Origin of the sequence: Enterococcus pernyi (genome assembly GCF_045371165.1) — a bacterium.
Classification (GTDB): Bacteria; Bacillota; Bacilli; order Lactobacillales; family Enterococcaceae; genus Enterococcus_B; species Enterococcus_B pernyi.
The window spans coordinates 1-24019 of record NZ_JBIQDM010000001.1; the positions used below are offsets into that span (position 1 = coordinate 1).

The 24019-nt window shown below is 38.7% G+C and carries 28 protein-coding genes and 1 pseudogene; 19 read left to right on the forward strand and 10 right to left on the reverse strand.

All coding sequences use genetic code 11. The features are described from left to right. Positions 1 to 209 (reverse strand): annotated as a pseudogene (locus ACH0AK_RS00005) (triacylglycerol lipase); the annotation flags it as partial. Further along, entirely contained in the window at positions 209 to 727 is a 519-nt protein-coding gene (locus ACH0AK_RS00010) for a hypothetical protein (protein WP_023520590.1), read from the reverse strand. The gene ACH0AK_RS00010 and the pseudogene ACH0AK_RS00005, both read right to left, overlap by 1 nt. 351 nt (positions 728 to 1078) lie before the next feature. On the opposite strand from ACH0AK_RS00010, the gene ACH0AK_RS00015 reads away from it, so the two are divergent. Continuing rightward, positions 1079 to 1531 carry a VanZ family protein gene (locus tag ACH0AK_RS00015; RefSeq protein ID WP_226076015.1) on the forward strand — a complete coding sequence of 151 codons (453 nt, stop codon included), beginning with the start codon at positions 1079 to 1081 and terminating at the stop codon, positions 1529 to 1531. A 79-nt stretch (positions 1532 to 1610) separates the two neighbouring features. Here the strand turns inward: ACH0AK_RS00015 and mnmG are convergent, their stop codons facing one another. Next, a complete protein-coding gene (gene mnmG, locus ACH0AK_RS00020; protein WP_137073068.1) occupies positions 1611 to 3512 on the reverse strand; it encodes a tRNA uridine-5-carboxymethylaminomethyl(34) synthesis enzyme MnmG in 1902 nt (633 codons plus the stop codon). Positions 3513 to 3526: 14 nt separating this feature from the next. Continuing rightward, entirely contained in the window at positions 3527 to 4924 is a 1398-nt protein-coding gene (mnmE, locus tag ACH0AK_RS00025; RefSeq protein WP_010734568.1) for a tRNA uridine-5-carboxymethylaminomethyl(34) synthesis GTPase MnmE, read from the reverse strand. Between the two features lie 339 nt (positions 4925 to 5263). Here mnmE and ACH0AK_RS00030 point away from each other — a divergent pair, with 339 nt between their 5' ends. Further along, positions 5264 to 5602 carry a heavy metal-binding domain-containing protein gene (locus tag ACH0AK_RS00030; RefSeq protein ID WP_010734567.1) on the forward strand — a complete coding sequence of 113 codons (339 nt, stop codon included), beginning with the start codon at positions 5264 to 5266 and terminating at the stop codon, positions 5600 to 5602. A 159-nt stretch (positions 5603 to 5761) separates the two neighbouring features. Here the strand turns inward: ACH0AK_RS00030 and jag are convergent, their stop codons facing one another. From jag to rpmH, 4 genes are all read right to left on the reverse strand, one after another. Continuing rightward, positions 5762 to 6505, reverse strand: a complete 744-nt coding sequence (gene jag, locus ACH0AK_RS00035) for an RNA-binding cell elongation regulator Jag/EloR (protein ID WP_062805932.1) — start codon at positions 6503 to 6505, stop codon at positions 5762 to 5764. Between the two features lie 14 nt (positions 6506 to 6519). Continuing rightward, positions 6520 to 7341 carry a YidC/Oxa1 family membrane protein insertase gene (locus ACH0AK_RS00040; protein WP_010734565.1) on the reverse strand — a complete coding sequence of 274 codons (822 nt, stop codon included), beginning with the start codon at positions 7339 to 7341 and terminating at the stop codon, positions 6520 to 6522. After that, positions 7338 to 7694, reverse strand: coding sequence for a ribonuclease P protein component (gene rnpA / locus ACH0AK_RS00045; RefSeq protein ID WP_010734564.1), 357 nt, complete (start codon positions 7692 to 7694; stop codon positions 7338 to 7340). The genes ACH0AK_RS00040 and rnpA overlap by 4 nt, the downstream gene beginning before the upstream one ends. A 118-nt stretch (positions 7695 to 7812) precedes the next feature. Next, complete coding sequence (rpmH, locus tag ACH0AK_RS00050) at positions 7813 to 7947, reverse strand: 50S ribosomal protein L34 (RefSeq protein WP_002293121.1); 135 nt, start codon at positions 7945 to 7947, stop codon at positions 7813 to 7815. Positions 7948 to 8486: 539 nt separating this feature from the next. Between rpmH and dnaA the strand changes: the two genes are divergently transcribed. The 9 genes from dnaA (at position 8487) to rpsR (ending at position 18538) form a co-directional block, all read left to right on the forward strand. After that, complete coding sequence (dnaA, locus tag ACH0AK_RS00055; protein WP_023518857.1) at positions 8487 to 9821, forward strand: chromosomal replication initiator protein DnaA; 1335 nt, start codon at positions 8487 to 8489, stop codon at positions 9819 to 9821. Between the two features lie 197 nt (positions 9822 to 10018). Next, a complete protein-coding gene (gene dnaN, locus ACH0AK_RS00060; RefSeq protein ID WP_023518858.1) occupies positions 10019 to 11149 on the forward strand; it encodes a DNA polymerase III subunit beta in 1131 nt (376 codons plus the stop codon). A gap of 207 nt (positions 11150 to 11356) precedes the next feature. Further along, complete coding sequence (gene yaaA / locus ACH0AK_RS00065; protein ID WP_019723041.1) at positions 11357 to 11599, forward strand: S4 domain-containing protein YaaA; 243 nt, start codon at positions 11357 to 11359, stop codon at positions 11597 to 11599. Beyond that, complete coding sequence (recF, locus tag ACH0AK_RS00070; RefSeq protein WP_010734560.1) at positions 11586 to 12701, forward strand: DNA replication/repair protein RecF; 1116 nt, start codon at positions 11586 to 11588, stop codon at positions 12699 to 12701. The genes yaaA and recF overlap by 14 nt, the downstream gene beginning before the upstream one ends. Positions 12702 to 12707: 6 nt before the next feature. Further along, on the forward strand, positions 12708 to 14654 hold the full coding sequence (gyrB, locus tag ACH0AK_RS00075; protein ID WP_010734559.1) for a DNA topoisomerase (ATP-hydrolyzing) subunit B: 1947 nt from the start codon (positions 12708 to 12710) through the stop codon (positions 14652 to 14654). A gap of 19 nt (positions 14655 to 14673) precedes the next feature. Then, positions 14674 to 17169 carry a DNA gyrase subunit A gene (gene gyrA, locus ACH0AK_RS00080; RefSeq protein ID WP_023518859.1) on the forward strand — a complete coding sequence of 832 codons (2496 nt, stop codon included), beginning with the start codon at positions 14674 to 14676 and terminating at the stop codon, positions 17167 to 17169. Positions 17170 to 17407: 238 nt separating this feature from the next. After that, the gene (gene rpsF, locus ACH0AK_RS00085; RefSeq protein WP_019723039.1) at positions 17408 to 17707 is read left to right on the forward strand and encodes a 30S ribosomal protein S6; all 300 of its coding nucleotides are present in this window, start codon (positions 17408 to 17410) and stop codon (positions 17705 to 17707) included. Positions 17708 to 17754: 47 nt separating this feature from the next. Then, positions 17755 to 18276, forward strand: a complete 522-nt coding sequence (gene ssb / locus ACH0AK_RS00090) for a single-stranded DNA-binding protein (RefSeq protein WP_010734556.1) — start codon at positions 17755 to 17757, stop codon at positions 18274 to 18276. Between the two features lie 25 nt (positions 18277 to 18301). After that, positions 18302 to 18538, forward strand: coding sequence for a 30S ribosomal protein S18 (gene rpsR, locus ACH0AK_RS00095; RefSeq protein ID WP_010734555.1), 237 nt, complete (start codon positions 18302 to 18304; stop codon positions 18536 to 18538). Between the two features lie 90 nt (positions 18539 to 18628). Here the strand turns inward: rpsR and ACH0AK_RS00100 are convergent, their stop codons facing one another. Beyond that, entirely contained in the window at positions 18629 to 19777 is a 1149-nt protein-coding gene (locus ACH0AK_RS00100) for a site-specific integrase (protein WP_499796669.1), read from the reverse strand. 51 nt (positions 19778 to 19828) lie between these two features. Beyond that, positions 19829 to 20461, reverse strand: coding sequence for a helix-turn-helix domain-containing protein (locus ACH0AK_RS00105; RefSeq protein ID WP_458868925.1), 633 nt, complete (start codon positions 20459 to 20461; stop codon positions 19829 to 19831). A 161-nt stretch (positions 20462 to 20622) separates the two neighbouring features. Between ACH0AK_RS00105 and ACH0AK_RS00110 the strand changes: the two genes are divergently transcribed. The 8 genes from ACH0AK_RS00110 (at position 20623) to ACH0AK_RS00145 (ending at position 24014) form a co-directional block, all read left to right on the forward strand. Beyond that, a complete protein-coding gene (locus ACH0AK_RS00110; RefSeq protein ID WP_499796670.1) occupies positions 20623 to 20811 on the forward strand; it encodes a hypothetical protein in 189 nt (62 codons plus the stop codon). Between the two features lie 2 nt (positions 20812 to 20813). Further along, positions 20814 to 21515, forward strand: coding sequence for a BRO family protein (locus ACH0AK_RS00115; RefSeq protein WP_458868923.1), 702 nt, complete (start codon positions 20814 to 20816; stop codon positions 21513 to 21515). A gap of 11 nt (positions 21516 to 21526) precedes the next feature. Continuing rightward, positions 21527 to 21826 (forward strand): DNA-binding protein, encoded by a 300-nt coding sequence (locus ACH0AK_RS00120; RefSeq protein ID WP_206854279.1) that lies wholly within the window; start codon positions 21527 to 21529, stop codon positions 21824 to 21826. A 248-nt stretch (positions 21827 to 22074) separates the two neighbouring features. After that, positions 22075 to 22224, forward strand: coding sequence for a hypothetical protein (locus tag ACH0AK_RS00125; protein ID WP_458868920.1), 150 nt, complete (start codon positions 22075 to 22077; stop codon positions 22222 to 22224). Continuing rightward, on the forward strand, positions 22217 to 22438 hold the full coding sequence (locus ACH0AK_RS00130; RefSeq protein WP_458868919.1) for a hypothetical protein: 222 nt from the start codon (positions 22217 to 22219) through the stop codon (positions 22436 to 22438). The genes ACH0AK_RS00125 and ACH0AK_RS00130 overlap by 8 nt, the downstream gene beginning before the upstream one ends. Further along, positions 22435 to 22623 (forward strand): hypothetical protein, encoded by a 189-nt coding sequence (locus tag ACH0AK_RS00135; protein ID WP_499796671.1) that lies wholly within the window; start codon positions 22435 to 22437, stop codon positions 22621 to 22623. Before ACH0AK_RS00130 ends, ACH0AK_RS00135 begins: the two co-directional genes overlap by 4 nt. A 20-nt stretch (positions 22624 to 22643) precedes the next feature. Further along, positions 22644 to 23567, forward strand: coding sequence for a phage replisome organizer N-terminal domain-containing protein (locus ACH0AK_RS00140; RefSeq protein WP_499796672.1), 924 nt, complete (start codon positions 22644 to 22646; stop codon positions 23565 to 23567). A 264-nt stretch (positions 23568 to 23831) separates the two neighbouring features. Continuing rightward, positions 23832 to 24014, forward strand: a complete 183-nt coding sequence (locus ACH0AK_RS00145; protein WP_458868917.1) for a hypothetical protein — start codon at positions 23832 to 23834, stop codon at positions 24012 to 24014. Positions 24015 to 24019: the final 5 nt, after the last annotated feature.

Consider the following 24019-nt stretch of genomic DNA (forward strand, 5'->3'; position numbering starts at 1 on the left):
TTGTACCCAAGATATTCCTCTTTTATTTTAGCAACTACCATTGCTTGCATACTATTTTTCTTTGGCTTAGATTCATTACCGATTTTTTCTTTATTTGTATCTACTGTTTTTATGACTATATAAGGGATTTCTTTTACTAGATGATTTACTTTTATCAATCCATCTTCAACTTTATACACAGAATCAGATAGCCACCTATTTTGATCCATCAATCTATCCCTCCTTCGTAATAGATAATTTGTTCATCTGCCATAATCGAATTAATTTTTTCTTTTCTTTTTGTAATATAATAAGGACCAGTTCCAGTGCTATCAGAAATCATGTATATAGGTTTATTTGTTTCTGCGGAAATAGTACTTAAACTTACTTCCTCCTCATATACTCCATTAACAGTGAAATAAATGGTCAAAAAATTCATCGGACTCACTGAATATCCAGTAAATTCAATTTTAGTTATCTCCTTATATTCTCTGACCTCTAACAATGCTTTCAAATATTCTTCCGTGGTCATTTCACCTTGTCCGCAGTCATACTTTCTGAAAATTTCTTCTTCTTTCTCCCGATTGTTTACATAGAGACGATAATTGTTATACACATAATTTGCCAGATCCTTCTGTATTTCCAGCAATTCTTGAAGATCTTCTTCTCTTTTATCCATGTAGATCTTTCCTCCGATTCCTCCTAAGATAATGATCACTAATACACCTAACCAAAGCCGTTTGTTCATAGATCCTCCTTTCAGTTAGCTACTATTTTTGTCAATGCTTCACAATAAGATACGTATATTTCATTTTATTCTGCGATCACATTTCAATATTAAGTTATTTTATGTATACTTATAGAGAGAAAGACAAGTGTTGTGACGTATATTTTTTATAAAGTTAATCTCAATTGATTATAACAAAAATAAGGAGGTTTTTTAGATCGAAAATAAAATTAAAATGTTATTTTTAAAATTTTTAATGCTACTTTCTTGCCTGCTTTTTTCTCGATGGTTTTTCATGCGTTATCTCTATTATTATTCTATTACGCTTTTTCCACCATCTGGCCTGTCGATTTTTGGGTTCCTTTCTTCTTAATGATAATCATTACGTTATTCCTTTATGTCAGTCTTCACTGTGCTTTCACCAGAAACATCTATCGAGAATGGCTGGTCTTTTTTTCTTTGCTGTACATCACCTTTCTTATTTATTTACTTTTCTTAAAAAATATCGGGATACGAGGCGTAGAATTTCAGCTATTTTCGTGGGTGAAGGATTTGATTTATGGTGATCCAATGATTGTTCTGTTTAATATTTTACTGTTTCTACCTTTAGACTGGATTTTACCAGTAAGTTGGAAGAATACTAATACTATCTTAGTCCTTTCAGCTGTCTTAGGCGTTGAATGGATCCAATATTTCTTTTACCTAGGTATTTTTGATTTAGGGGATGTTTTTGTAAATACTTGTGGGTTTCTTATTGGTGCATGTATAAATAGGTGGCTAATCAGTCGATGGGATATTCAGGTTTCTTCTTTTTTACATAAGTAATTTACTCTATGTTCTTGCTAACAAAAAAAGAGCCGACGAATCAATCATTCGTCGGCTCTTTTTTTGTTTAGTGCTTTATTTAAGCAGATGTTTCCACTTTCGCAATCTTCCCTTGTTCGATGTAGACCATCAAGATGCTTAGGTCCGCTGGATTGACACCGCTGATGCGGCTTGCTTGTGCGATGGTTTCTGGACGGATTTTTTGAAGCTTTTGTTTTGCTTCCGTTGCTAATCCGTTGATCGCAGCGTAGTCAATGTTTTCTGGGATGCGTTTGGCTTCCATCCGTTTTAGTTTTTCTACTTTTTCTAATGCTTTTTTGATGTATCCTTCGTATTTTAGTTGAATTTCAACTTGCTCGATTTCTTTACGTGTTAACTCCGCATTTTCTGGAATAAATCGTAATAGATCGGCATAGGTGATTTCTGGGCGACGCAAGAAATCACTTGCTAGCACACCATCTTTTAATGGTGCAGCATTTAATTCTGCTAAAAAGGCTTGGACTTCTGCTGTCGGTTTGATACGAACGTTCATCAAACGTTTGATTTCTTGTTCAACTGCTGCTTTCTTTTTCAAGTAAGCAGCATATTGATCTTCTTTTACTAAACCGATCTGGTGACCCATTTCCGTTAGGCGTAGATCAGCATTATCATGACGAAGAAGTAAACGATATTCTGCTCGGGACGTCAGTAAGCGATAAGGTTCATTCGTTCCTTTTGTGACTAAATCATCGATCATGACACCGATATAGCCGTCACTACGTTTGATGACTAATGGCTCTTTTCCTTGAACCTTCAATGCTGCATTGATTCCTGCAATCAGCCCTTGTCCCGCTGCTTCTTCATATCCACTTGTCCCATTGGTTTGACCGGCCGTATAAAGATTTTCTACGACTTTCGTTTCTAATGTTGGACGTAACTGGTGTGGTTCGACCACATCGTACTCAATGGCATAGCCCGTACGCATCATTTCTGCTTTTTCTAATCCAGCAATCGAATGCAACATATCCACTTGGACGTCTTCTGGAAGTGAAGTTGAAAGCCCTTGAACATACACTTCTTCTGTATTCAATCCTTCTGGTTCTAAAAAGAGTTGATGACGTGGTTTGTCTGCAAAACGGACGATTTTGTCTTCGATCGATGGGCAGTAACGTGCGCCGACGCCTTCAACGATTCCTGTAAACATTGGTGCGCGGTGAAGATTGTCACGAATGATTTGATGGGTCGTTTCACCTGTATAAGTCAACCAACAAGGTTCTTGTTCTAAGTTATAGGCACTGTCCGGTGTGGCAAAGCTAAAATGATTTGGCTCCTTGTCTCCCGGTTGTTCTTCTGTAACAGAGTAATCGATCGTACTTGATTTCACACGTGGAGGCGTTCCGGTTTTAAAACGATCAATGGCAAAACCTAATTCTTTTAAGTGATTGGCTAAACCAATTGATGGTTGTGAGTTATTCGGACCAGATGAATATTTTAATTCACCGATAATAATCTCACCACGTAATGCGGTACCTGCAGTGATAACGACTGCTTTTGAACGATAGCTTGCACCGGTTGAAGTGACTACACCATGACAAACCCCATCTTCAACGATCAATTCTTCAACGATTCCTTGTCTTAGTGTCAAATTCTCTTCTTTTTCAATTGTATGTTTCATTTCACTGGCATAGGCATGCTTGTCTGCTTGTGCACGTAATGCTCGGACAGCAGGTCCTTTCCCAGTGTTCAACATTCTCATTTGAATGTATGTCTTATCAATATTCTTACCCATTTCGCCGCCTAGTGCATCAATCTCGCGTACGACAACGCCTTTGGCTGGACCGCCGACGGAAGGGTTACATGGCATAAATGCCACCATATCTAAATTGATCGTTAATAGTAACGTTTTTGACCCCATACGTGCAGCAGCCAAAGCGGCTTCTGAACCAGCATGTCCTGCACCGACAACGATCACATCATATTCTTCTGCTTGATAATGATTCAAGAACTGTTCCTCCTTTATTTTCCAAGACAAAATTGACTAAACAATTGTGTGATCAGTTCATCTTGGACACTATCTCCTACGACTTCACCAAGGTAATCCCAACAGCGAGTCATATCCATTTGAACTAGGTCAACAGGCATACCCGCATCGATTCCTGCGATCACTTCTTGTAAAGAGATGGCCGCTTTTTCGAGCAAGGCAATATGACGGGTATTGGATACATAAGTTGCATCTCTTTCGCCAGTTTGCCCGCCAAAGAACAACTCAGAGATGGCCGTTTCTAATCGGTCTAATCCTTCATTATTGGCAACCGAAACAGCGAATACTGGTTCATCCTCGATCAATGATAAAAGCTTGTCTTCCTCTAATTGTTTCGGTAAATCAGTTTTATTCAATAGAATGATCCGTTTCAATCCTTTTGTTGCTTCCAACAACTGTTCATCTTCAATCGTCAACGGCTCGCTTTGATTCAAGACAAGTAAGATCAATTCAGATTCTGCCAAAGCTTTACGACTACGAGCAACACCGATTTGTTCCACGATATCTTCTGTTTCCCGAATACCTGCTGTGTCGATCAGTTTCAACGGTACGCCACGAACATTGACGTATTCTTCAATCACATCTCTTGTCGTTCCCGCAATATCTGTCACGATGGCTTTTTCTTCTCGTAATAAATGGTTCAGTAAGCTTGACTTACCAACGTTTGGACGACCGATGATGGCCGTACTTAATCCTTCTCGTAAGACCTTGCCTTGTTGTGATGTTGCTAAAAGAACTTCGATGCGTTGTTGGATCATCTGCGCTTTTTCTAATAGAAGTTTTGTCGTCAATTCTTCGACATCATCATATTCAGGGTAATCGATATTCACTTCGACTTGTGCTAATGTCTCTAAAATTTCTTGTCGAAGGGAACGGATCAATGCAGACAGATTTCCATCTAATTGGTTCAACGCGACACCCATCGCCTTGTCTGTTTTCGCACGGATCAGGTCCATGACTGCTTCAGCTTGGGATAAATCAACTCGTCCATTTAAAAAGGCACGCTTTGTAAATTCTCCTGGCTCTGCTAAACGTGCGCCTTCTCTTAATAGAAGCTGTAAAATTTGATTGACGACAACGATGCCCCCATGGCAATTGATTTCTACAACATCTTCTCGGGTAAATGTTCGTGGTGCGCGCATGACGGATACCATGACTTCATCGACTAATTGTTCACTTTTGGGATCGACGATATGCCCATAATGAATCGTATGACTAGGAACATCCAACAACTGTTTATTGCCACTTTGATAGACTTTATTGGCAATGGTCAACGCTTGATCACCGCTTAAACGCACAATACTTATCGCCCCTTCACCTGGTGGCGTAGAGATTGCTGCAATCGTATCAAATTCTAAGGTTATTTCAGCCATTTTTTCACTTCCTTTTTCATTTTACGCACAAAAAAAGTGCCCACTTCACCCTTTGCAATAAATGGTGAACTTCGCACTTTGACTGCTTGTTCTGTTTAAATTCTGGTCATAGACTATCATATCTAATTCTAGTAATCAAGCTTTTTTATTTATTTTTATGAGAGTCACTAATCAATCTTAAACTTTTTCTGCACAGGGTTCTTTTGACTGAAACTATCATTAGATCACTCTCTATAGAAGTAAATCTACTCTTATATCTTTATCTTTGTTCCAAAAAACGTTACACTTAAATGGTAACGGTATCTACATACTTTTTCTTTACCGAAAGGAGCAAAAATTATGGCCCAATTTAAGCCTAGTGCAGTAGACGGAGTAGATGATCCACGAATCAATGAAGTGGTGTTATCGACAGGGAATATCAATCAAAAATATATCGTCAGAGATATCGTATTTGTCGCAGAATGTATTGAAGGAGACTTATTCGACCCTACATTCAATAGTGATGACATGTTCTTGACAACAAAACAAAAATTAAAAAAGAAAGTGTTAGATTATGGCGCAAATGCAGTCATCAATTGTCACTTTGAATATCAACAAAAACCCCGAGATGGCAAACAGATCATCGAACTTTTTGCTTACGGTACCGTGATCCAATTTGTCCAAACAACGATTGGCTGATCACAAAAAACGTGCAGAGCTTTCGCTCTGCACGTTTTTTCTACCAAAGTAAAGACTACCATCGTATACTCCGATAAGAATGATTTCTAATAAAATATACTTTGTTTGGAAAAGTTTGTCAATCTGATCGCAAGATTTTGGTTCTTCTCTTCGTAATCGCTAGCTAGCTGGTTCGACAACTAAGTAACGATATGGTTCATCACCTTCTGAGTGGGTTTGTACTCCCTCATGTTTACTTAATGCCGCGTGGATTTGTTTGCGTTCAAACGCAGGCATCGGTTCTAAAAATACAGGATGTCCCGTACGCAAGACTTTTTCTGCGGTGCGCTCAGCTAAACGTTGGATGATCTCTTGTCGTTTTTCACGATAGTTACCCACGTTTACCACGACAGAGAGTTTATTACCGGCTACTCGATGAATGAACACTTGCGCCAAATATTGCAAAGCATTTAACGTTTTTCCATGTTTGCCGATCAACAGACCTTGTTTATCCGTTTCTAAATGGAAGACGATCAAGTTCGCTTCTCGTGTCATTTTTACTACAGCTGGTGCATTTAGTTGCTGGGAGATCTCAGTGAGATAGGTTGCTAATTCCGATAAAGCTGCTTCGTCACCTAATTCACTTTTTTCTTCAATCAAGTCCTCAGGTTCGATTTCACCCGTATCTTCTGTTTGAACAGATGTTTCTTCCAACACTTCTTCTACGGTTTCTTCGATCGTTTCAGAGACAACTTCGCTGATATTCGGTTCGATTGAAAGTTTGGCATTTCTTTTTCCCATTCCGAGAAATCCTTTTTTTCCTTCATCAAGTATCTCAATAGCGACTTGCTCTTTTGCTAGTCCTAACTCATTCAATCCAATTTCAACAGCTTCATCTACGGTTGCAGCTTCATAAATCGGCATTTGCATTCCCTCCCTTATTTTTTACGTTTTTTCTTAGGACTTTGTGCCTTACGCAAAGCACGTTCTTTTTCACGGATACGTTGTGCTTCTTCTTCACGCTCACGTTTGATTTTAAATGGATTATTGATCAATAGTGTTTGGAACACTTGGAAAGCATTTGATACTACCCAGTATAATGAAAGTCCACTGGCTAAATTGACCCCCATAACTAAGATCATCACTGGCATCGCAAAATTCATGACTTTCAATGAAGCGTTCGATTCCACTTGGCTCATGCTTGATAAATACGTACTTGCAAATGTAAAGATGGCAGCCAACACTGGTAAAATAAAGGTTGGGTCAGCGTTCCCTAAGTTCAACCATAAGAAGTGACCTTGACTCAACGCAGGAACACGAGAAATTGATTGCCATAAAGCCATTAAGATTGGCATTTGTACTAATAAAGGCAAACAACCTGCATATGGATTTACACCATTTTCAGCATATAACCGTTGTTGTGCTTCTCTTAACTTACTTTGTGTTTCAGGATCTTTTGAACTATATTCTTGTTGGATCGCTTTTAGTTTTGGTTGAAGTTCTTGGGTCTTACGCATACTTTTTGTTTGGAAATGCATTAATGGTAATAAAATTACGCGAATGATGATCGTGAATAAAATGATCCCGATCCCAACATTTCCAAATGACAATGCTTTAATCGCTTCTGCAAAATAATAAACAATGTAGCGATCCCAAATTCCTGTACTTTGTGCGCTGACTTCTCCAGTTCCACAACCGGATAAGACGATGATCAGACCGACAAGTCCGGCCATCAAAAGTAAACGTTTGTATTTCTTCACTTACTCTTTTCCTCTCTGTCGATTATTTTTGCAAGCTTTAAGACATGGACTAAGTTGGAGCGAATCTCATCGTAAGTCAGTCCTTTGATGCTTGGTCTAGCAATCACAATAAAATCTAATTCCGGCTCGATCTCTTCTTTCAATGAATAGATCGCCGCACGGATTTTTCGTTTTACTTCATTGCGACATACAGCGTTTCCGACTTTCTTACCTACAGATAAGCCAACACGAAAATGCGGTTGTTCCTTCTTTTCTAAACGGTACACGACAAACTTACGGTTAGCAAAGGAAGCGCCGGTTTGAAACACCGCTTGGAACTCTCGTTCTTTTTTCACTCGATACGCTTTTTTCATTCGTTTTCTTTCCTTTTCTATCTCTCACTTACGCTCCCAATCATACCATATTTCCTATAAGTCTTTCACCTTTTCCTCTAAAAAAGGGCATAAAAAAAACCACTGTAACCCCAGTGGTCTAAGCTGAAAGAACTTTTCTTCCTTTACGACGACGGCTAGCTAAAACACGACGTCCATTTTTAGTACTCATACGTTTACGGAATCCGTGAACTTTTTGACGTTTACGTTTATTTGGTTGGTATGTTCTTTTCATCTTGTTCCACCTCCAGAAATTCTTATCTACATGTACATGAATTAAACACAGACATACTTTGATAGTATAACGAGTACTTAGGTGATTTGTCAATATAAAAAAAAGCTTTTATTCGAAAATAATTCTCTCATTTTATCCACAACGGTATTTTTCGCGCTGTGTTTTCAATGTGGATAAAGTTATACACAGAAGTTTTCCACAGTAATTTACCCTTGGTTTTTACACAGAATAAACAGCTGAAAATAAGTAATCCACAATTTCATAATTTCCTGTGCATTAATTTCTGTAAGTACTGTCATTATTACTTTTTTTATCCACAACCCACTGGGTAAATCTCTAGTTTTGCACCACTTATCCACCTGTTGATTACTCTTGTGGATATCTTTTTTTCCTCCCTGTGTTTTTCTTCTTTTTTTTTCTTCTGGATAATGTGGATAATTGTTATAAAAAATTTTTTTCTTTTCTTTCTGTGGAAAACTTTTGTAAAAAATGCTAAATTAGTACTAGCTATTTACTTTTAATGAAGGAGGAGGCCTTGTATGGTATCCCTCGATGCTTTATGGACTGAATTAAAAACGACTTATCAAAAAGAACTGTCTCCAGCAAGTTACAATACTTGGATTGAGACAGCACAACCTAAATCCTTAGAACAAAGCCAATTAGTGGTGACTGTTCCAAGCAAGATCCATAAGGAATATTGGGAAAAAAATCTCGCAACAAAGATTGTTGAGGTCGGCTACATGTTAACGGGAAAAGAAATCATTCCACGTTTTGTAACCGGTGAAGAAGCGGAACAAGAAGAAGTAGAAGAAATCAAAACAATGAAAGTTCCCCCAATCACACCAATCAAAAAAGCGATGTTGAATCCTAAGTATACCTTCGATACATTTGTAATCGGAAAAGGTAACCAGATGGCTCATGCCGCTGCCTTGGTAGTTGCTGAAGATCCTGGTTCGATTTATAATCCATTGTTCTTCTATGGTGGTGTCGGACTTGGTAAGACTCACTTGATGCACGCAATTGGTCATCAAATGTTGTTAAGTCAGCCAAATGCGAAGGTCAAATATGTAAGCAGTGAGACGTTTGCCAATGATTTTATCAATTCGATCCAAAATAAAACGGCCGAAGAATTTCGCCAAGAATATCGAAATGTCGACTTACTATTAGTCGATGATATTCAATTTTTTGCTGAAAAAGAAGCAACTCAAGAAGAATTTTTCCATACCTTCAATGCGCTCTACAATGAAGGAAAACAAATCGTCCTGACGAGTGATCGTTTACCAAACGAAATCCCAAAATTGCAGGAACGTCTCGTTTCTCGCTTTGCTTGGGGACTTTCAGTAGATATCACGCCACCTGACCTTGAAACAAGAACAGCTATTTTGAGAAAAAAAGCCGCAGCAGAACGCCTAGAAATCCCTGATGATACCTTAAGTTATATTGCAGGACAAATCGATTCCAACATTCGTGAACTAGAAGGCGCTCTTGTACGTGTTCAAGCATTTGCTACGATGAACAGTGAAGATATATCAACTAGTTTAGCTGCTGACGCTTTAAAGACATTGAAATCTGGCAAAGGTCACCCGCAACTCTCGATTTTGCAGATCCAAGAAGAAGTTGCAAAGTATTACCATATTCAATTAAAGGATCTAAAAGGAAAGAAACGCGTCAAATCGATCGTTGTTCCTCGTCAAATCGCTATGTACTTGGCTCGGGAATTAACCGATAGCTCGCTTCCTAAAATCGGCGCCGAATTTGGTGGAAAAGATCATACAACTGTCATCCATGCGCACGAAAAAATCCAGCAACTGATCGATTCAAGTGTCAGCATGCAAAATGAAGTATCAGAAATCAAAAATTTCCTATTAAACTAAAAAGATGCTTGATAGAAAGAAAAACGCCTTGTGGATAAAATTAGAAATCATTCAAAAGTTATGCACATATTTTCCACAGCTGTTTTTTCTTTTCTCTTCTAGCATTTTTATAGTTTTCCACAGTATCAACAGTACCTAATACTTTTATTACTTTATTTACTAATAATAAAATAAATATATGGCAAAGGAGATCTACAATGAAAGTAACCTTAAACCGCGCAACATTTATGCAAGAATTGCAAACTGTTCAGCGTGCGATTTCAAGTAAAACGACAATTCCTATTTTGACTGGGGTTAAAATCACCCTCAATCAAGAAGGACTGACTTTAACAGGTAGTAATGCAGATATTTCAATTGAGACATTTCTATCTGTTGAAAATGAAAAAGCGCAAATGCAAATTGAAACAACAGGAGCCATTGTTCTACAAGCTCGCTTCTTCAGTGAAATCATTCGTCGATTGCCCGAAGAAACCTTTACGCTAGAAGTGTTAGAAAACAAACAAGTGGCCATTACTTCAGGGAAAGCGAATTTCTTAGTGAATGGGTTAGATGCGGATAATTACCCTCATCTTCCTGTTGTAGAAAGTCACAACCAGATGAAATTGCCTGTACATGTATTGACCAAATTGATCAATGAAACAGTGTTTGCTGTTTCTCAACATGAAAGTCGCCCAATTCTTACAGGTGTTCATTTCATTTTGAAAGACAACTCGTTATTAGCAGTAGCAACTGACTCACATCGTTTGAGTCAACGAGTGATCCCGATCGAACAATCAGCTGATCAATTCGATATCGTGATTCCTGGAAAAAGTTTGACTGAATTATCACGTTCATTGACAAATGAAGAAGAAATCGTAGAAATCAGTATTATGGAAAACCAAGTATTGTTCAAAACTGAAAATATGTATTTTTATTCACGCTTGCTAGAAGGGAATTATCCCGATACGAATCGTTTGATTCCTTCAAGTTTCAATACCGAAGTTGAATTTTCTGTCCCAAGCTTTTTAGCAGCGATTGAGCGTGCCTCTTTGCTCTCACATGAAGGACGCAACAATATCGTTCGTTTGTCGATCCAGCCTGATTCTGTTGTTCTATACGGTAATTCTCCTGAAATTGGAAAAGTAGAAGAAAGCTTGAATTATACGACTAGCACCGGTGATCCGCTGGATATTTCCTTTAATCCGGACTATATGAAAGCTGCTTTGCGTGCATTTGGCGATATGAGTATCAAAGTAAAATTCATTTCTGCCATTCGTCCATTTACGTTAGAACCAACGGAAGATGGGGTACAATTCATTCAATTGATCACTCCAGTACGCACAAACTAAAATACTAATTGAAAATAAACTGAAAAATAAACCATTTTAAACAGAAGGCCCTAAAATCAATTTTAAGGCTTTCTGTTTCTTTTTGTTCAAATCACCTTTTTTCATTTAAATCCGCTCATATGGAAAAATATATGGATAAATTTGTTTTCTTGCGAAAAAAAGGGTATAATAAAGTATACTTTTAATAATGAAAATGAGGGATGAAGAGTGAAACAACAAGTCATTCTAAAAACTGAGTTTATGACGTTGGGTCAAATGCTGAAAGAAGTCACCGTCATCGGCAGTGGTGGACAAGCAAAATGGTATTTAGCAGAAAACACGGTTTTGGTTGATGGCGAGCCAGAAAATCGTCGTGGACGAAAGCTTTATCCCGGTATGATGATCGAAGTTCCAGAAGCAGGAACTTTTTTTATGGTAAAAAAAGGGAATAACGATAATGAGGCTGAATAAGCTGCACCTCAAAAATTATCGAAACTATCAAGAATTGCAAATTGATTTTTCCAAAAACCTCGTGATTTTTTTAGGAGAAAATGCCCAAGGAAAAACGAATCTTTTGGAAAGTATTTATGTGCTTGCAATGACAAGAAGTCATCGTACAAATAGTGAACAAGAGTTGATTGGATGGAACGATGAGCAGTCGATGATCCAAGGGGAGATCACAAGAGGAACCTCTAAGATCCCGTTAGAGATCCAACTGTCTAAAAAAGGACGAAAAACAAAGATCAATCATATCGAACAAAAGAAGTTGAGTAGTTATGTTGGACAATTGAATGTCATTTTATTTGCTCCTGAAGATCTTTCTTTAGTGAAAGGAAGCCCACAGATCCGACGCAAATTTTTAGATATGGAATTAGGTCAGATCAATCCAATCTATCTTTACGATCTTGTCCAATATCAAGCAATCCTAAAGCAGAGAAATCAATATTTGAAGCAATTGAATGAGAAAAAACAAACGGATTTACTTTATCTTGATATTTTATCTGAACAACTAGCAGAATTTGGTAGCAAAGTACTAAAGGCAAGAGCGCAGTTTATCAAGCGTTTAGAATATTGGGCAAATTCTTTACATCAACAAATCACGCATCAAAGAGAACAGTTGGCAATCGAATATGTGACCGCCCTCTCTTCTTTAGACACTATGACAGTTCAAGAGATCCAGTCACAATTTTTAACGTTGCTCGAACAAAACAAAAAGAAAGATCTCTTTCGAGGGACAACGACTGTGGGTCCCCATCGAGATGACCTTTCTTTTTTTGTCAATGAAAAAAACGTGCAAAATTTTGGTTCTCAAGGTCAACAGCGAACAACGGCATTAAGTGTCAAATTAGCAGAAATCGATTTGATCAAAGAAGAAACAGGCGAGTATCCGATCCTATTACTGGATGATGTAATGAGTGAGTTAGACGACCAACGTCAACTCCATTTACTTGAAACGATTGAAGGGAAAGTACAGACATTCTTAACTACTACCTCCCTGGATCACGTTAAAAATAAAATGACTGTTGAACCTGAGATTTTTTATGTTCAGCAGGGAGAAATAAAAGGAGAATAAACATACATGACAGAAGAAAGAAGTTTAGTCGAGCGCGCAAAAGAATATGATGCCAGTCAGATTCAAGTGCTTGAAGGTCTTGAAGCCGTTCGGAAACGTCCGGGGATGTACATTGGTTCAACAAGTTCAGAAGGACTTCACCACTTAGTATGGGAAATCGTCGATAATTCGATCGATGAAGTCTTGGCAGGATTTGCGACAAAGATCCAAGTCATCATTGAGGAAGACAACAGTATCACTGTCATCGATGATGGTCGTGGGATTCCGGTCGATATCCAAGCGAAGACCGGTCGTCCAGCTGTAGAAACAGTGTTTACTGTCTTGCATGCGGGTGGTAAATTTGGCGGAGGCGGCTACAAAGTATCCGGTGGTCTTCATGGGGTTGGTTCGTCCGTTGTGAATGCACTATCGACACTATTAGATGTCAAAGTGTACAAAGATGGCAAGATCTATTACCAAGAATATCGTCGTGGGGCGGTAGTCGATGATTTGAAAGTCATCGGTGACACTGATTTAAGTGGAACGACCGTTCACTTCATCCCAGACCCAGAAATTTTTACAGAAACGACAACTTTTGACTTTAATAAATTGGCGACTCGTATTCGTGAGCTGGCTTTCTTGAATCGTGGGATGAAAATCTCAATTGAAGATCGTCGCGAAGAAAAGCCTGTCGTGAAAGAATACCATTATGACGGTGGAATCAAAAGCTACGTCGAATATTTAAATGCGAGCAAAACAGTGATTTTCCCAGAACCTGTTTATTTAGAAGGGGAGCAACAAGAAATCACTGTCGAAGTTTCGATGCAATATACAGACGGTTATCATTCCAATATCATGAGCTTTGCTAACAATATCCATACGTACGAAGGCGGAACACATGAATCAGGATTTAAGACAGCTTTGACACGGGTCATCAATGATTATGCACGTAAGCAAAAATTGATGAAAGAAAATGATGATAATTTAACAGGTGAAGATGTGCGTGAAGGATTGACAGCAGTCATTTCGATCAAGCATCCAGATCCTCAGTTTGAAGGACAAACGAAAACAAAATTAGGAAACTCAGAAGTACGTACGGTCACTGATCGTTTGTTCAGTGAGCATTTCATGAAATTCTTATTGGAAAACCCAAGTGTGGGCCGTCAGATCGTCGAAAAAGGACTACTTGCCTCTAGAGCCCGCTTAGCGGCTAAACGCGCGCGTGAAGTGACGCGGAGAAAAGGAGCATTGGAAATCAGTAATCTACCTGGTAAATTAGCCGATTGTTCCAGCAATGATCCTGAAAAAAGTGAATTGTTCATCGTCGAAGGAGATTCAGCCGGTGGTTCAGCAAAGCAAGGACGAAGCCGTGAATTTCAAGCGATTTTACCGATCCGCGGGAAAATCTTGAACGTTGAAAAAGCAAGTATGGATAAAATTTTAGCCAACGAAGAAATTCGCTCACTGTTTACAGCGATGGGTACAGGGTTTGGTGAAGATTTCGACGTGTCCAAAGCACGTTACCATAAATTAGTCATCATGACCGATGCCGATGTCGATGGTGCCCACATTCGTACGTTGCTATTGACGCTCTTTTATCGTTATATGCGCCCAATCGTGGAAGCCGGCTATGTTTATATCGCGCAACCACCGCTATATGGCGTTAAACAAGGAAAGAAAATCACATATGTCCAACCAGGGAAAAATGCCGAAGAAGAGTTGAGAAAAGTCATCGAATCACTACCAGCAACACCAAAACCAAGTGTTCAACGATACAAAGGGCTTGGTGAGATGGATGATCATCAACTATGGGAAACGACGATGGACCCAAGCAAACGTATGATGGCTCGTGTCAGTGTAGATGATGCTATTGCTGCCGATGAAGTATTTGAAATGTTGATGGGCGATCGAGTGGAACCTCGTCGTGCATTCATTGAAGAAAATGCTCACTATGTTAAAAATCTAGATATTTAATCATGAAGGAGGAAGAAAAATGAGTGAAGAAATCAGAGAAAACATCCATGATGTCAATCTAACTAGCGAAATGAAAGACTCCTTCATAGATTACGCCATGAGTGTCATTGTCGCTCGGGCTCTACCAGATGTTAGAGATGGATTAAAACCAGTTCACCGCCGTATTTTATATGGGATGAATGAACTAGGTGTCACACCAGACAAAGCACACAAGAAATCAGCCAGAATCGTGGGGGACGTCATGGGTAAATACCATCCCCATGGTGACAGTGCGATCTATGAATCAATGGTTCGGATGGCGCAGCCTTTTAGCTATCGCTACATGTTAGTAGATGGTCATGGAAACTTTGGGTCAGTTGATGGAGATGGCGCAGCTGCGATGCGTTATACTGAAGCCAGAATGAGTAAGATCGCGACAGAAATGTTACGTGATATCAATAAAAATACGGTCGATTTCCAAAGCAACTATGATGATACGGAAAAAGAACCAGTTGTCTTACCGGCACGTTTTCCTAACTTGCTAGTCAATGGTACGACAGGGATCGCAGTCGGAATGGCGACGAATATTCCCCCACATAATCTGACAGAAGTTGTAGCAGCGATTGATCTATTGATGGAAAATCCAGATGTGACAACCAATGAATTGATGGAAGTCTTACCTGGGCCTGATTTTCCTACCGGCGGATTAGTCATGGGGAAATCCGGCATTCGTCGAGCGTATGAAACAGGAAAAGGTTCAATCACTGTTCGAGCAAAAGTAGAAATCACGGAAATGCCAAATGGAAAAGAGCGGATCTTAGTCACTGAATTGCCATATATGGTCAATAAAGCGAAATTGATTGAGCGAATTTCAGAATTGCACCGTGACAAACGAATTGAAGGGATCACAGATCTAAGAGATGAATCTTCTCGTGAAGGAATGCGTATCGTGATCGATGTGCGTCGTGACGCGAGTGCCTCTGTCATTTTGAACAATCTCTACAAATTGACATCCTTACAAAACTCATTTGGTTTCAATATGTTAGCAATCGAAAAAGGCGTACCGAAAGTTCTAAGCTTGAAGCAGATCCTTGAAAATTATATTGAACACCAACGCGAAGTTATTACACGTCGTACGGTCTTTGAAAAAGATAAAGCAGAAGCAAGAGCACATATCTTAGAAGGACTACGAATCGCCTTAGATCATATTGATGAAATCATCGCGATCATTCGTGGGTCCAAATCAGATGAAGAAGCGAAAAACGCGATGATCGAGCGCTTCGATCTTTCTGACCGTCAATCGCAAGCAATCTTAGATATGCGTTTACGCCGTTTGACTGGTTTGGAAAGAGAAAAAATCGAAAATGAATACCAAGAATTATTGAAACTCATTGAAGATTTAGCTGATATTCTTGCTCGCCCTGAACGAGTAACAGAAATCATTCAAACCGAACTTGCTGAATTGAGTCAACGATTTGGCGACAAACGTCGTACAGAATTACTGGTCGGTGAAGTCTTGAGTTTAGAAGACGAAGATTTAATCGAAGAAGAAGAAATCGTGATCACATTGACGAATAATGGCTATATCAAACGTTTAGCCAACAACGAATTCCGCGCACAACGTCGTGGAGGTCGAGGCATCCAAGGAATGGGTGTTCATAACGATGATTTCGTGAAAAATCTTGTTTCTTGCTCCACACATGATACATTGCTGTTCTTTACTAATAACGGAAAAGTGTATCGTGCGAAAGGATACGAGATCCCAGAGTACGGACGTACAGCAAAAGGGATTCCGATCATCAACTTACTGGGCATTGATTCAAGTGAGAAGATCCAAGCCATCATCGCAGTAACTGGTGAAGCAGAGGAAGGGCATTACTTGTTCTTTACTACACGCCAAGGAACAGTCAAACGTACGACTGTCACTGCTTTTGCCAATATCCGTAGCAATGGGTTGATTGCGATTGGTTTGAAAGAAAATGATGAATTGGTCAACGTCTTATTGACTGATGGCCAATCAAACATCATCATTGGTACACACGATGGCTATTCTGTGACTTTTGCAGAAGATGCCGTTCGTGATATGGGACGTACAGCCTCTGGGGTTCGTGGGGTTCGTTTGAGAGAAGACGATTACGTCGTTGGAGCAGCCTTGATGAATGAGGATCATGAAGTCTTGATCATCACAGAAAAAGGTTATGGAAAACGCACCAAGGTTTCTGAGTACCCTGTCAAAGGACGTGGGGGTAAAGGGATCAAAACTGCGAATATCACTGAGAAAAATGGTCCATTAGCTGGATTGACGACGGTGACAGGCGAAGAAGATATTATGTTGATCACAGACAAAGGTGTCATCATCCGCTTCAACGTTTCAACGGTTTCTCAGACAGGTCGGGCAACGCTAGGCGTGCGCTTGATCAAGATGGAAGCAGAAACGAAAGTGGTGACCATGGCAGCAGTAGAACCAGAACCTGCGGAAGAAACGACTGTCGAAGCAGAGACAGTTGATGTGGAAACAGATCATACAGAAGAATAGAAATAGGCGTAAAGCAAAAGTGAACGTCTAAAATCAAAACTCCCAAGAATAGGTAAAACTATCTTTGGGAGTTTTTGGTCGTCTCAAAAGAAAAAATTTGGAAAACAAAGAACAGCAGCTTGCTTTTTTAGTGCATTGCGTGTATAATTGAGGATTGTGAGTAGTCTAATTTATTAGAAAACTCTCCTTGCTCTTGGGAAAGCTGAGAGCCGAAAGTCCATAGGGAGGTGAAAAATCAATGGAAAACACGAAATATGAAATCATGTATATTATTCGTCCAAACATTGATGAAGAAGCAAAAACTGCTTTAATCGAACGTTTCGATTCAATCTTGAAAGATAACGGAGCTGAAGTTATCGAATCAAAAGATTGGGAAAAACGCCGTTTAGCATACGAAATGAACGGTTACCGTGAAGGTATCTATCACATCGTTAAAGTATCTTCTCCATCATCAGCAGATGCAATCAACGAGTTTGATCGTCTTGCTAAAATCAATGACGATATCGTTCGTCACATGATCGTAAAAGAAGAAGCTTAATTATTGTTTCACATGGAACAATCAAACGATGAGAGGAGATGACCATTTTGATTAATAACGTTGTACTAGTTGGACGTCTGACAAAAGATCCAGATTTACGATATACATCAAGTGGCACTGCTGTAGCAACGTTCACTTTAGCTGTCAATCGTAATTTCACGAGCCAAAACGGCAACCGTGAGGCGGATTTTATTAATTGTGTGATTTGGCGAAAATCAGCAGAAACACTAGCAAACTATGCACATAAAGGAACACTTTTAGGTGTAACTGGTCGTATTCAAACGCGTTCTTATGATAATCAACAAGGACAACGTGTGTACGTAACAGAAGTAGTTGCTGAAAACTTCCAATTATTGGAAAGTCGTGCAGCATCTGAAAACCGTCAACAAAGCGGTGGCTACCAAGACACTGGTCAATCGACAAATAATTTTGGCGGAAACGGCGGAAACAATAACTATAATCAAACATCTCAATCATCCAACGGTATGCCTGATTTTGATCGTGATTCTTCTGATCCATTCGGATCAAGCTCAACGATCGACATTTCAGACGATGATTTACCATTCTAAACGAATTTGATAGGAGGGAAATAGAATGGCACAACAAAGAAGAGGCGGACGTAAACGTCGTAAAGTAGACTACATCGCTGCTAACCATATTGAATATATCGATTATAAAGATATCGAATTACTAAAAAGATTTATCTCAGAACGTGGTAAAATTTTGCCACGTCGTGTAACAGGTACAGGCGCTAAAAACCAACGTAAAATTACGATTGCAATCAAACGCGCACGTATCATGGGATTACTACCATTCGTTGGCGAAGAATAAGAGATAGTTTGAAACAACGGCTGAACCCTTGGTGTATAAGGGTTCAGCTTTTTTTATTTTAGTTTTGAATCCGCTTTTGAATCAGGTTGATTAAAAATTTAAGTGTTTAACGAGTTTTTCAACTGTGTTGGCTTTGGTTTCTTTGCTGAGATGTCCGTATACGTCCATTGTGATTGTTATAGATGAATGACGTAGGCGTTCTTGTATTTCTTTCATTGATGCACCAGCATCTAATAGCATACTGGCATGAGTGTGACGTGTAACATGGTTACCCAGAAAAGGAACACCAGCGTTCTTAGTGATATTTTTTAATCGGGCATAGAATGAATTATGTGACACATACTGCTTATTAACGTTGCAGAATATCATCTTTGGATTTGATTTACCATATTCAAGCATGTGGATCCGTTGATTCATCTGCCAGCGTTTAAGGATATTGATTGTCTGGTCATCAAGTGCTATTTCTCCGTAGCTATTTTCTGTTTTTGGTGATGAAATGGTCAAACCGTTTTTTGTATGGCTTAGTGTCTTACTGATCACTACTGATTTATCTGTGAAATTAATGTCTGACCAATTCAAGGCTAAAGCCTCACTGATACGACAACCGCTATAAACAAGAAAACGTAGCAAAGTTTTGTTAAAATCGTCTGTGTAGGTAGAAGGGCGATGGTTAAGATGATCAAATAGCTTTACCACTTGCTCCTTGCTGTACACTTTAATCGGTTCCTCTACAGAAAGTTCTTTTTTTCGTTTGGGCATCATCACATTAGCCAGAGGGTTTGTAGCGATGATACCTAGATTAATAGCATACTTAAATATACGGCTAGCTGATGAATGTAGCACCCTATACTGATCAGTTTCTTTTGCCCACTGATTAATGATCTTTTGACAATGCTTTGTAGTGACGTCTTTTATTTTCATATTTCCATAGACTGGTAAAATCCATTTGTTGAATTTTATTTCCGTTTTGATTAGTGTGACCTCTTTAATCGTTGATCGATAGACTTCAAGCCACAACTCATATACTTCTTTGAAACGCTCGTCATTCCTGTTTTCTAATCCGTTATTTTCAAAGTCCACTTGCAGACGTGATAAAGCAAGTTGGGCTTCTTTTTTTGTTCTAAAATTTCTCCTAGTCGTTCGAATCTCTTTCCCAGTTAGTTGATCGATGCCGAGATAGGCTTGAAATAACCATGCTTTGGATCCATCCTTTTTCTCATATTGCTTGAATGTTGCCATTATTTTTTCCTCCCAGTACCTAGCGTGGGGCGCTGGTATGTACAGGGAATTTTACGTATTAAATAGAATTTTTTTCATTAATTCAGTGACTTTATTCTGATAATTAGTAAAATTTTCTATTTCCTCTTTAGCATTTTTTTTGTGATCATAATCGTCAGCGGTCGTTTTTGCCCACTCAATTGCATCTAACTCAAATAAAAATGAATTAGCAGTAGAAAGAGATGCGATTAGAAGTGTAGCAATTTTTCTACGGTCTATATCAACAGAAGGATTTTCCTCTATATCGATAATCTCTAAGATAAGGTTTACTTTTTCCAATCTGAATAAATCTTTTTCCGACATAGTAAAATTATTTATCTTATCTACTGTTTTAGCGGCATTTTCAACTAGAAGCTGATCGATCATCTCTTCCTGTTTTTTTGAATAATTTGATGGTTGATTTTTAAAATACTCTTCTCCTAAGATCAAAGAATCTGTGATCGTTGGTATTCCTTCAAGCAAAAATAATGTTGAAATTCCTATAGTTTTTGATAGTTTCTTAATAGTTTCTGCACTAGGATTTCTACGGTTATTTTCCAAATCGCCTAGATAAGATCTTGAAATATTGAATTTCTTTGCAAACTGATCTTGTGTTAACTTTAGTGATAGTCTTAAGCTCTTTATATTGTCACCAATAGTGTTCATTTATACACCTCCTCAATAAATATATCAGTGTTTGACGTCAATAGCAATAAAATTGTTGACTTAGGCTAACAATTATAGTATCTTTACCTAAGACGTCAATAGCGTCTTTATTTCCGGAAGCAAATGACGTCAATAGCGGCTGTTTTTTGGGAGGTGGGAAAATGAAAGAAAATCAAGATATTCGTATTAAAATTTTTACAAATGGTTTTAGAAATTGGGAAGTTGCAGCGAAAATGGGAGTATCCGATAGTCGATTATGTGTATTGCTACGAACACCACTAAATGATAAGAACAAGGCACGAATTGAAAAAGCGATTGATGAGTTGGTAGCAGAACGAAAGAGAGGTTAGCGATGCAAAATTTAGTTTTAGCTAAAGAAGAGTTGTTTCAAGGTATTCATTGTGATTTGTGGATGGATAAAGATAGAAACCTGTTTATGACCATTCAACAACTAGCGAATGTCCTAGGATACAAAAGTAAGTCTGGGATTGAAAACATAATTTCAAGAAATCCATATTTGAGAGAAAATGAATTCTCAGGTACCCACAAATTGGGGGTACTTGGATCAGCTGGAGGAACTCAAGAAACAATCGTCTTCACAAGAGACGGCATCATGGAAATTGCCTTTCTCTCTAATAAACCAAAGGCTCGTGAATTCAGGGCATGGGCAAGGAAAGTCCTTACTGCTTTTATGGATGGTCAAATCGTTTGGAAGGAAAAAAGAGTAATCGGAAAGCAAATCCGTCTATCTATGACAGATGCAATCCGTGATGCAGGATTTTCACCACATTTCTATAAGCATTTCATGAATTTGTGCTATAAGTCAGCAATTGGATTTAATGCTACTCAAATCCGTAAAGCTCGAGGAGTTGAGAAAGGCAATAATATCTTAGATTTTTTAACTATTGAAGAGCATGAGGCAGTGAATAAGCGAGAGCAACAAATAGCTACTTTAATCGGGCTAGGGATGGACTACGAGCAAATAAAAGAGATTCTATCCAATGGTGGGGTAATTTATCAAACTACGCTCAAAATTCCTGAGACGGCTCGTTAGGTGGTGAAATCATGGCGAAGCTAAGTATTGACGAATTAGACCTATCTCCCTCACTGCTTGACGTAATAAAAGAAACAGCGGCAGAGGAAGGGAAGCAACAAGCCCAGCTTTTAATCGAGGAGTACAAGAAGAAGCTAGAGCTTCCTAGATTTATGGGTATGGCGCAAGCTGCAAAATACATGAACACCAGTTACAACACTGTGAAGTATGTATTCATTGAAAAATTAGGCTTACGTGTCGTAATGATCGATGGTTATGAAAAAATTGATCAACGAGATGCTGATGCATTTCTTGAGAAACACAAAAAATAAACAGCGTGGGGCGCAGGAAAAAATCGCCAGAATTGGCGGCACATAATTGCAATGTTACTCAGTCAAATGTCAGTTACACGTAAACAGAGAGGGTACAAAATGAAACGAGGACAAAAGAAAAAGCCTTTGCTGTGTATATTCTTGGCGGAATTTCAGCAAAAGGCAACAAGTAGTGGGACACCCTACCTAAAAAGGTGGGACACCCCTATTCTTTTGTCCTATTCTATCACAGAAAGGACTTAATTTAAATGATAAGCGTAACTAAAGGGCAATTTAACGGCATGATTGGAACAATTATACAGGAGATGCAACCACAAATTTATTTGATCCAGTTTGCAGATAACACTACTGGCATTGTCGTAGAAAATAACATACAGGAGGTACTTATTCATGTGTGAATCAGATAAAAGCCTTCGATGTTCACTTATAGCCTTCCTTGCTGAATTTGAGAACGCTGATCAAGAAACAAAAGAGGCAGAAGTAAAAATAATCAAAGAAGGTTTAGAAGGAAAGTTATCCGATGGAGGTCAAGCGTTCATAGACGACCTTTGCAAACTGATCCTAACTGGTAAGCCTAACGATGTATCGAAGTTTTTGGGGTTGATCTCATGAAAAGAAAATACCGCAGACGTTTGGCCATTTTTATTCTTGCAGTAATGTTCTCAGCGATGTCACCATTATGGAAGTTGTTGGTCGTGTTGCAATGCGTGGTCAATCTTGTGATTAAATTCGATGAGTTTGATTACATGTGGACGCATGGAGGTGCAAGAAAAAGAAATGTACCAATTAGAAAATGATGGTTAGGAAGTGAATTATAGTGGCAGATAATAAAAAATACTATTATTTGAGATTAAAAGACAATTTCTTTGAGAGCGATGAAATGATTGTCCTTGAGAGCATGGAGAACGGGTACATTTACTCAAATATTCTTTTAAAGTTATATCTTAAAAGTTTAAAGAACGAAGGCAAACTAATGTTCAATGAGCGAATACCATTTAACTCAACGATGCTAGCGACCATCACACGCCATTCTGAAGTAGTGATTGAAAAAGCAATCAGACATTTTAAGGATTTAGGTTTAATTGATGTTTTAGATAATGGCGCAATTTACATGCTAGATATTCAAAATTACATTGGGAAAACCTCTACTGAAGCGGATAGGAAAAAAGAATATCGTGAAAGGATTAATGCTGAGAAGAAGAATCTTTCGCTTCAAGGACAAATGTCCGGACAGACGTCTACAGATGAAGCGGACGCTTGTCCAGAAAAAGAAAGACAAATGATCGTACATTTGTCGGACGAACGTACACCAGAGATAGAGATAGAGCAAAAGCAAGAGTTAGAAATAGATTTAGAGAAAAAGAAAGAGTTATACCTTGACGACGTTGTCGTCAAGAAAGAGCAAAAGCAAGATTTAGAGAAAGAACTAGATAAAGAGTTAAAACCAAATACAGAGAAAGAGACCCACGTTGCTACGCACAGCTTCGACGCTTGTTGCTCCCTCTATGAAAAAAACTTCCACAGGCTGACCGCCATTGACAAGAATACATTATCACGGCTTAAAGATGAAGGCGGAACTGATTTTCTATATGTCGCTATTGAGAAAACAATCTATAAAGACGATGTCGTCAATCCATTAGGATACGTTACTAAGGTGATTAAAGACTGGACAAGTAATGGTTTCACATCGATTGATGATCTAGAAGAGGAACAGCAGGCATTTAATGCAAAGTATGAGTGAATCGATATCTTGTTGAACATATGGTACACCGAAAATATCGGTTGTTTGAGACCAAGCCATAATTGGACGGGTTGTGTGCCCACTTGGGGGTACGGTGGTCAACCAGATTGACCTCAAAGTCATCTGGTGTTGAATCACCACCCCATTATTAAAAGTGATCAGCCGAATTATAGGCACATTCCCTACAAGTGGAGAAAAAGAGTTGTGATTATTAAAGAGATTGGCTGAGAATTCAGCTGAATAAACAATAAAGGAGAATGCAAAATGATTAAGAAAAACGAATTGCTTTATACAAACACTAAAGGAGAACAACAACTACAACTCGTTCCTGATTTTGCCACAGTCACCCTTAAAATCCAAAACGGGAAAGTCGTTGATTGTGGTGTACACGAAAAGAAGAAGATGCAACCAGTATTGAGAGAAAAAGCATACGAAAAACGAGGTTGAAATAG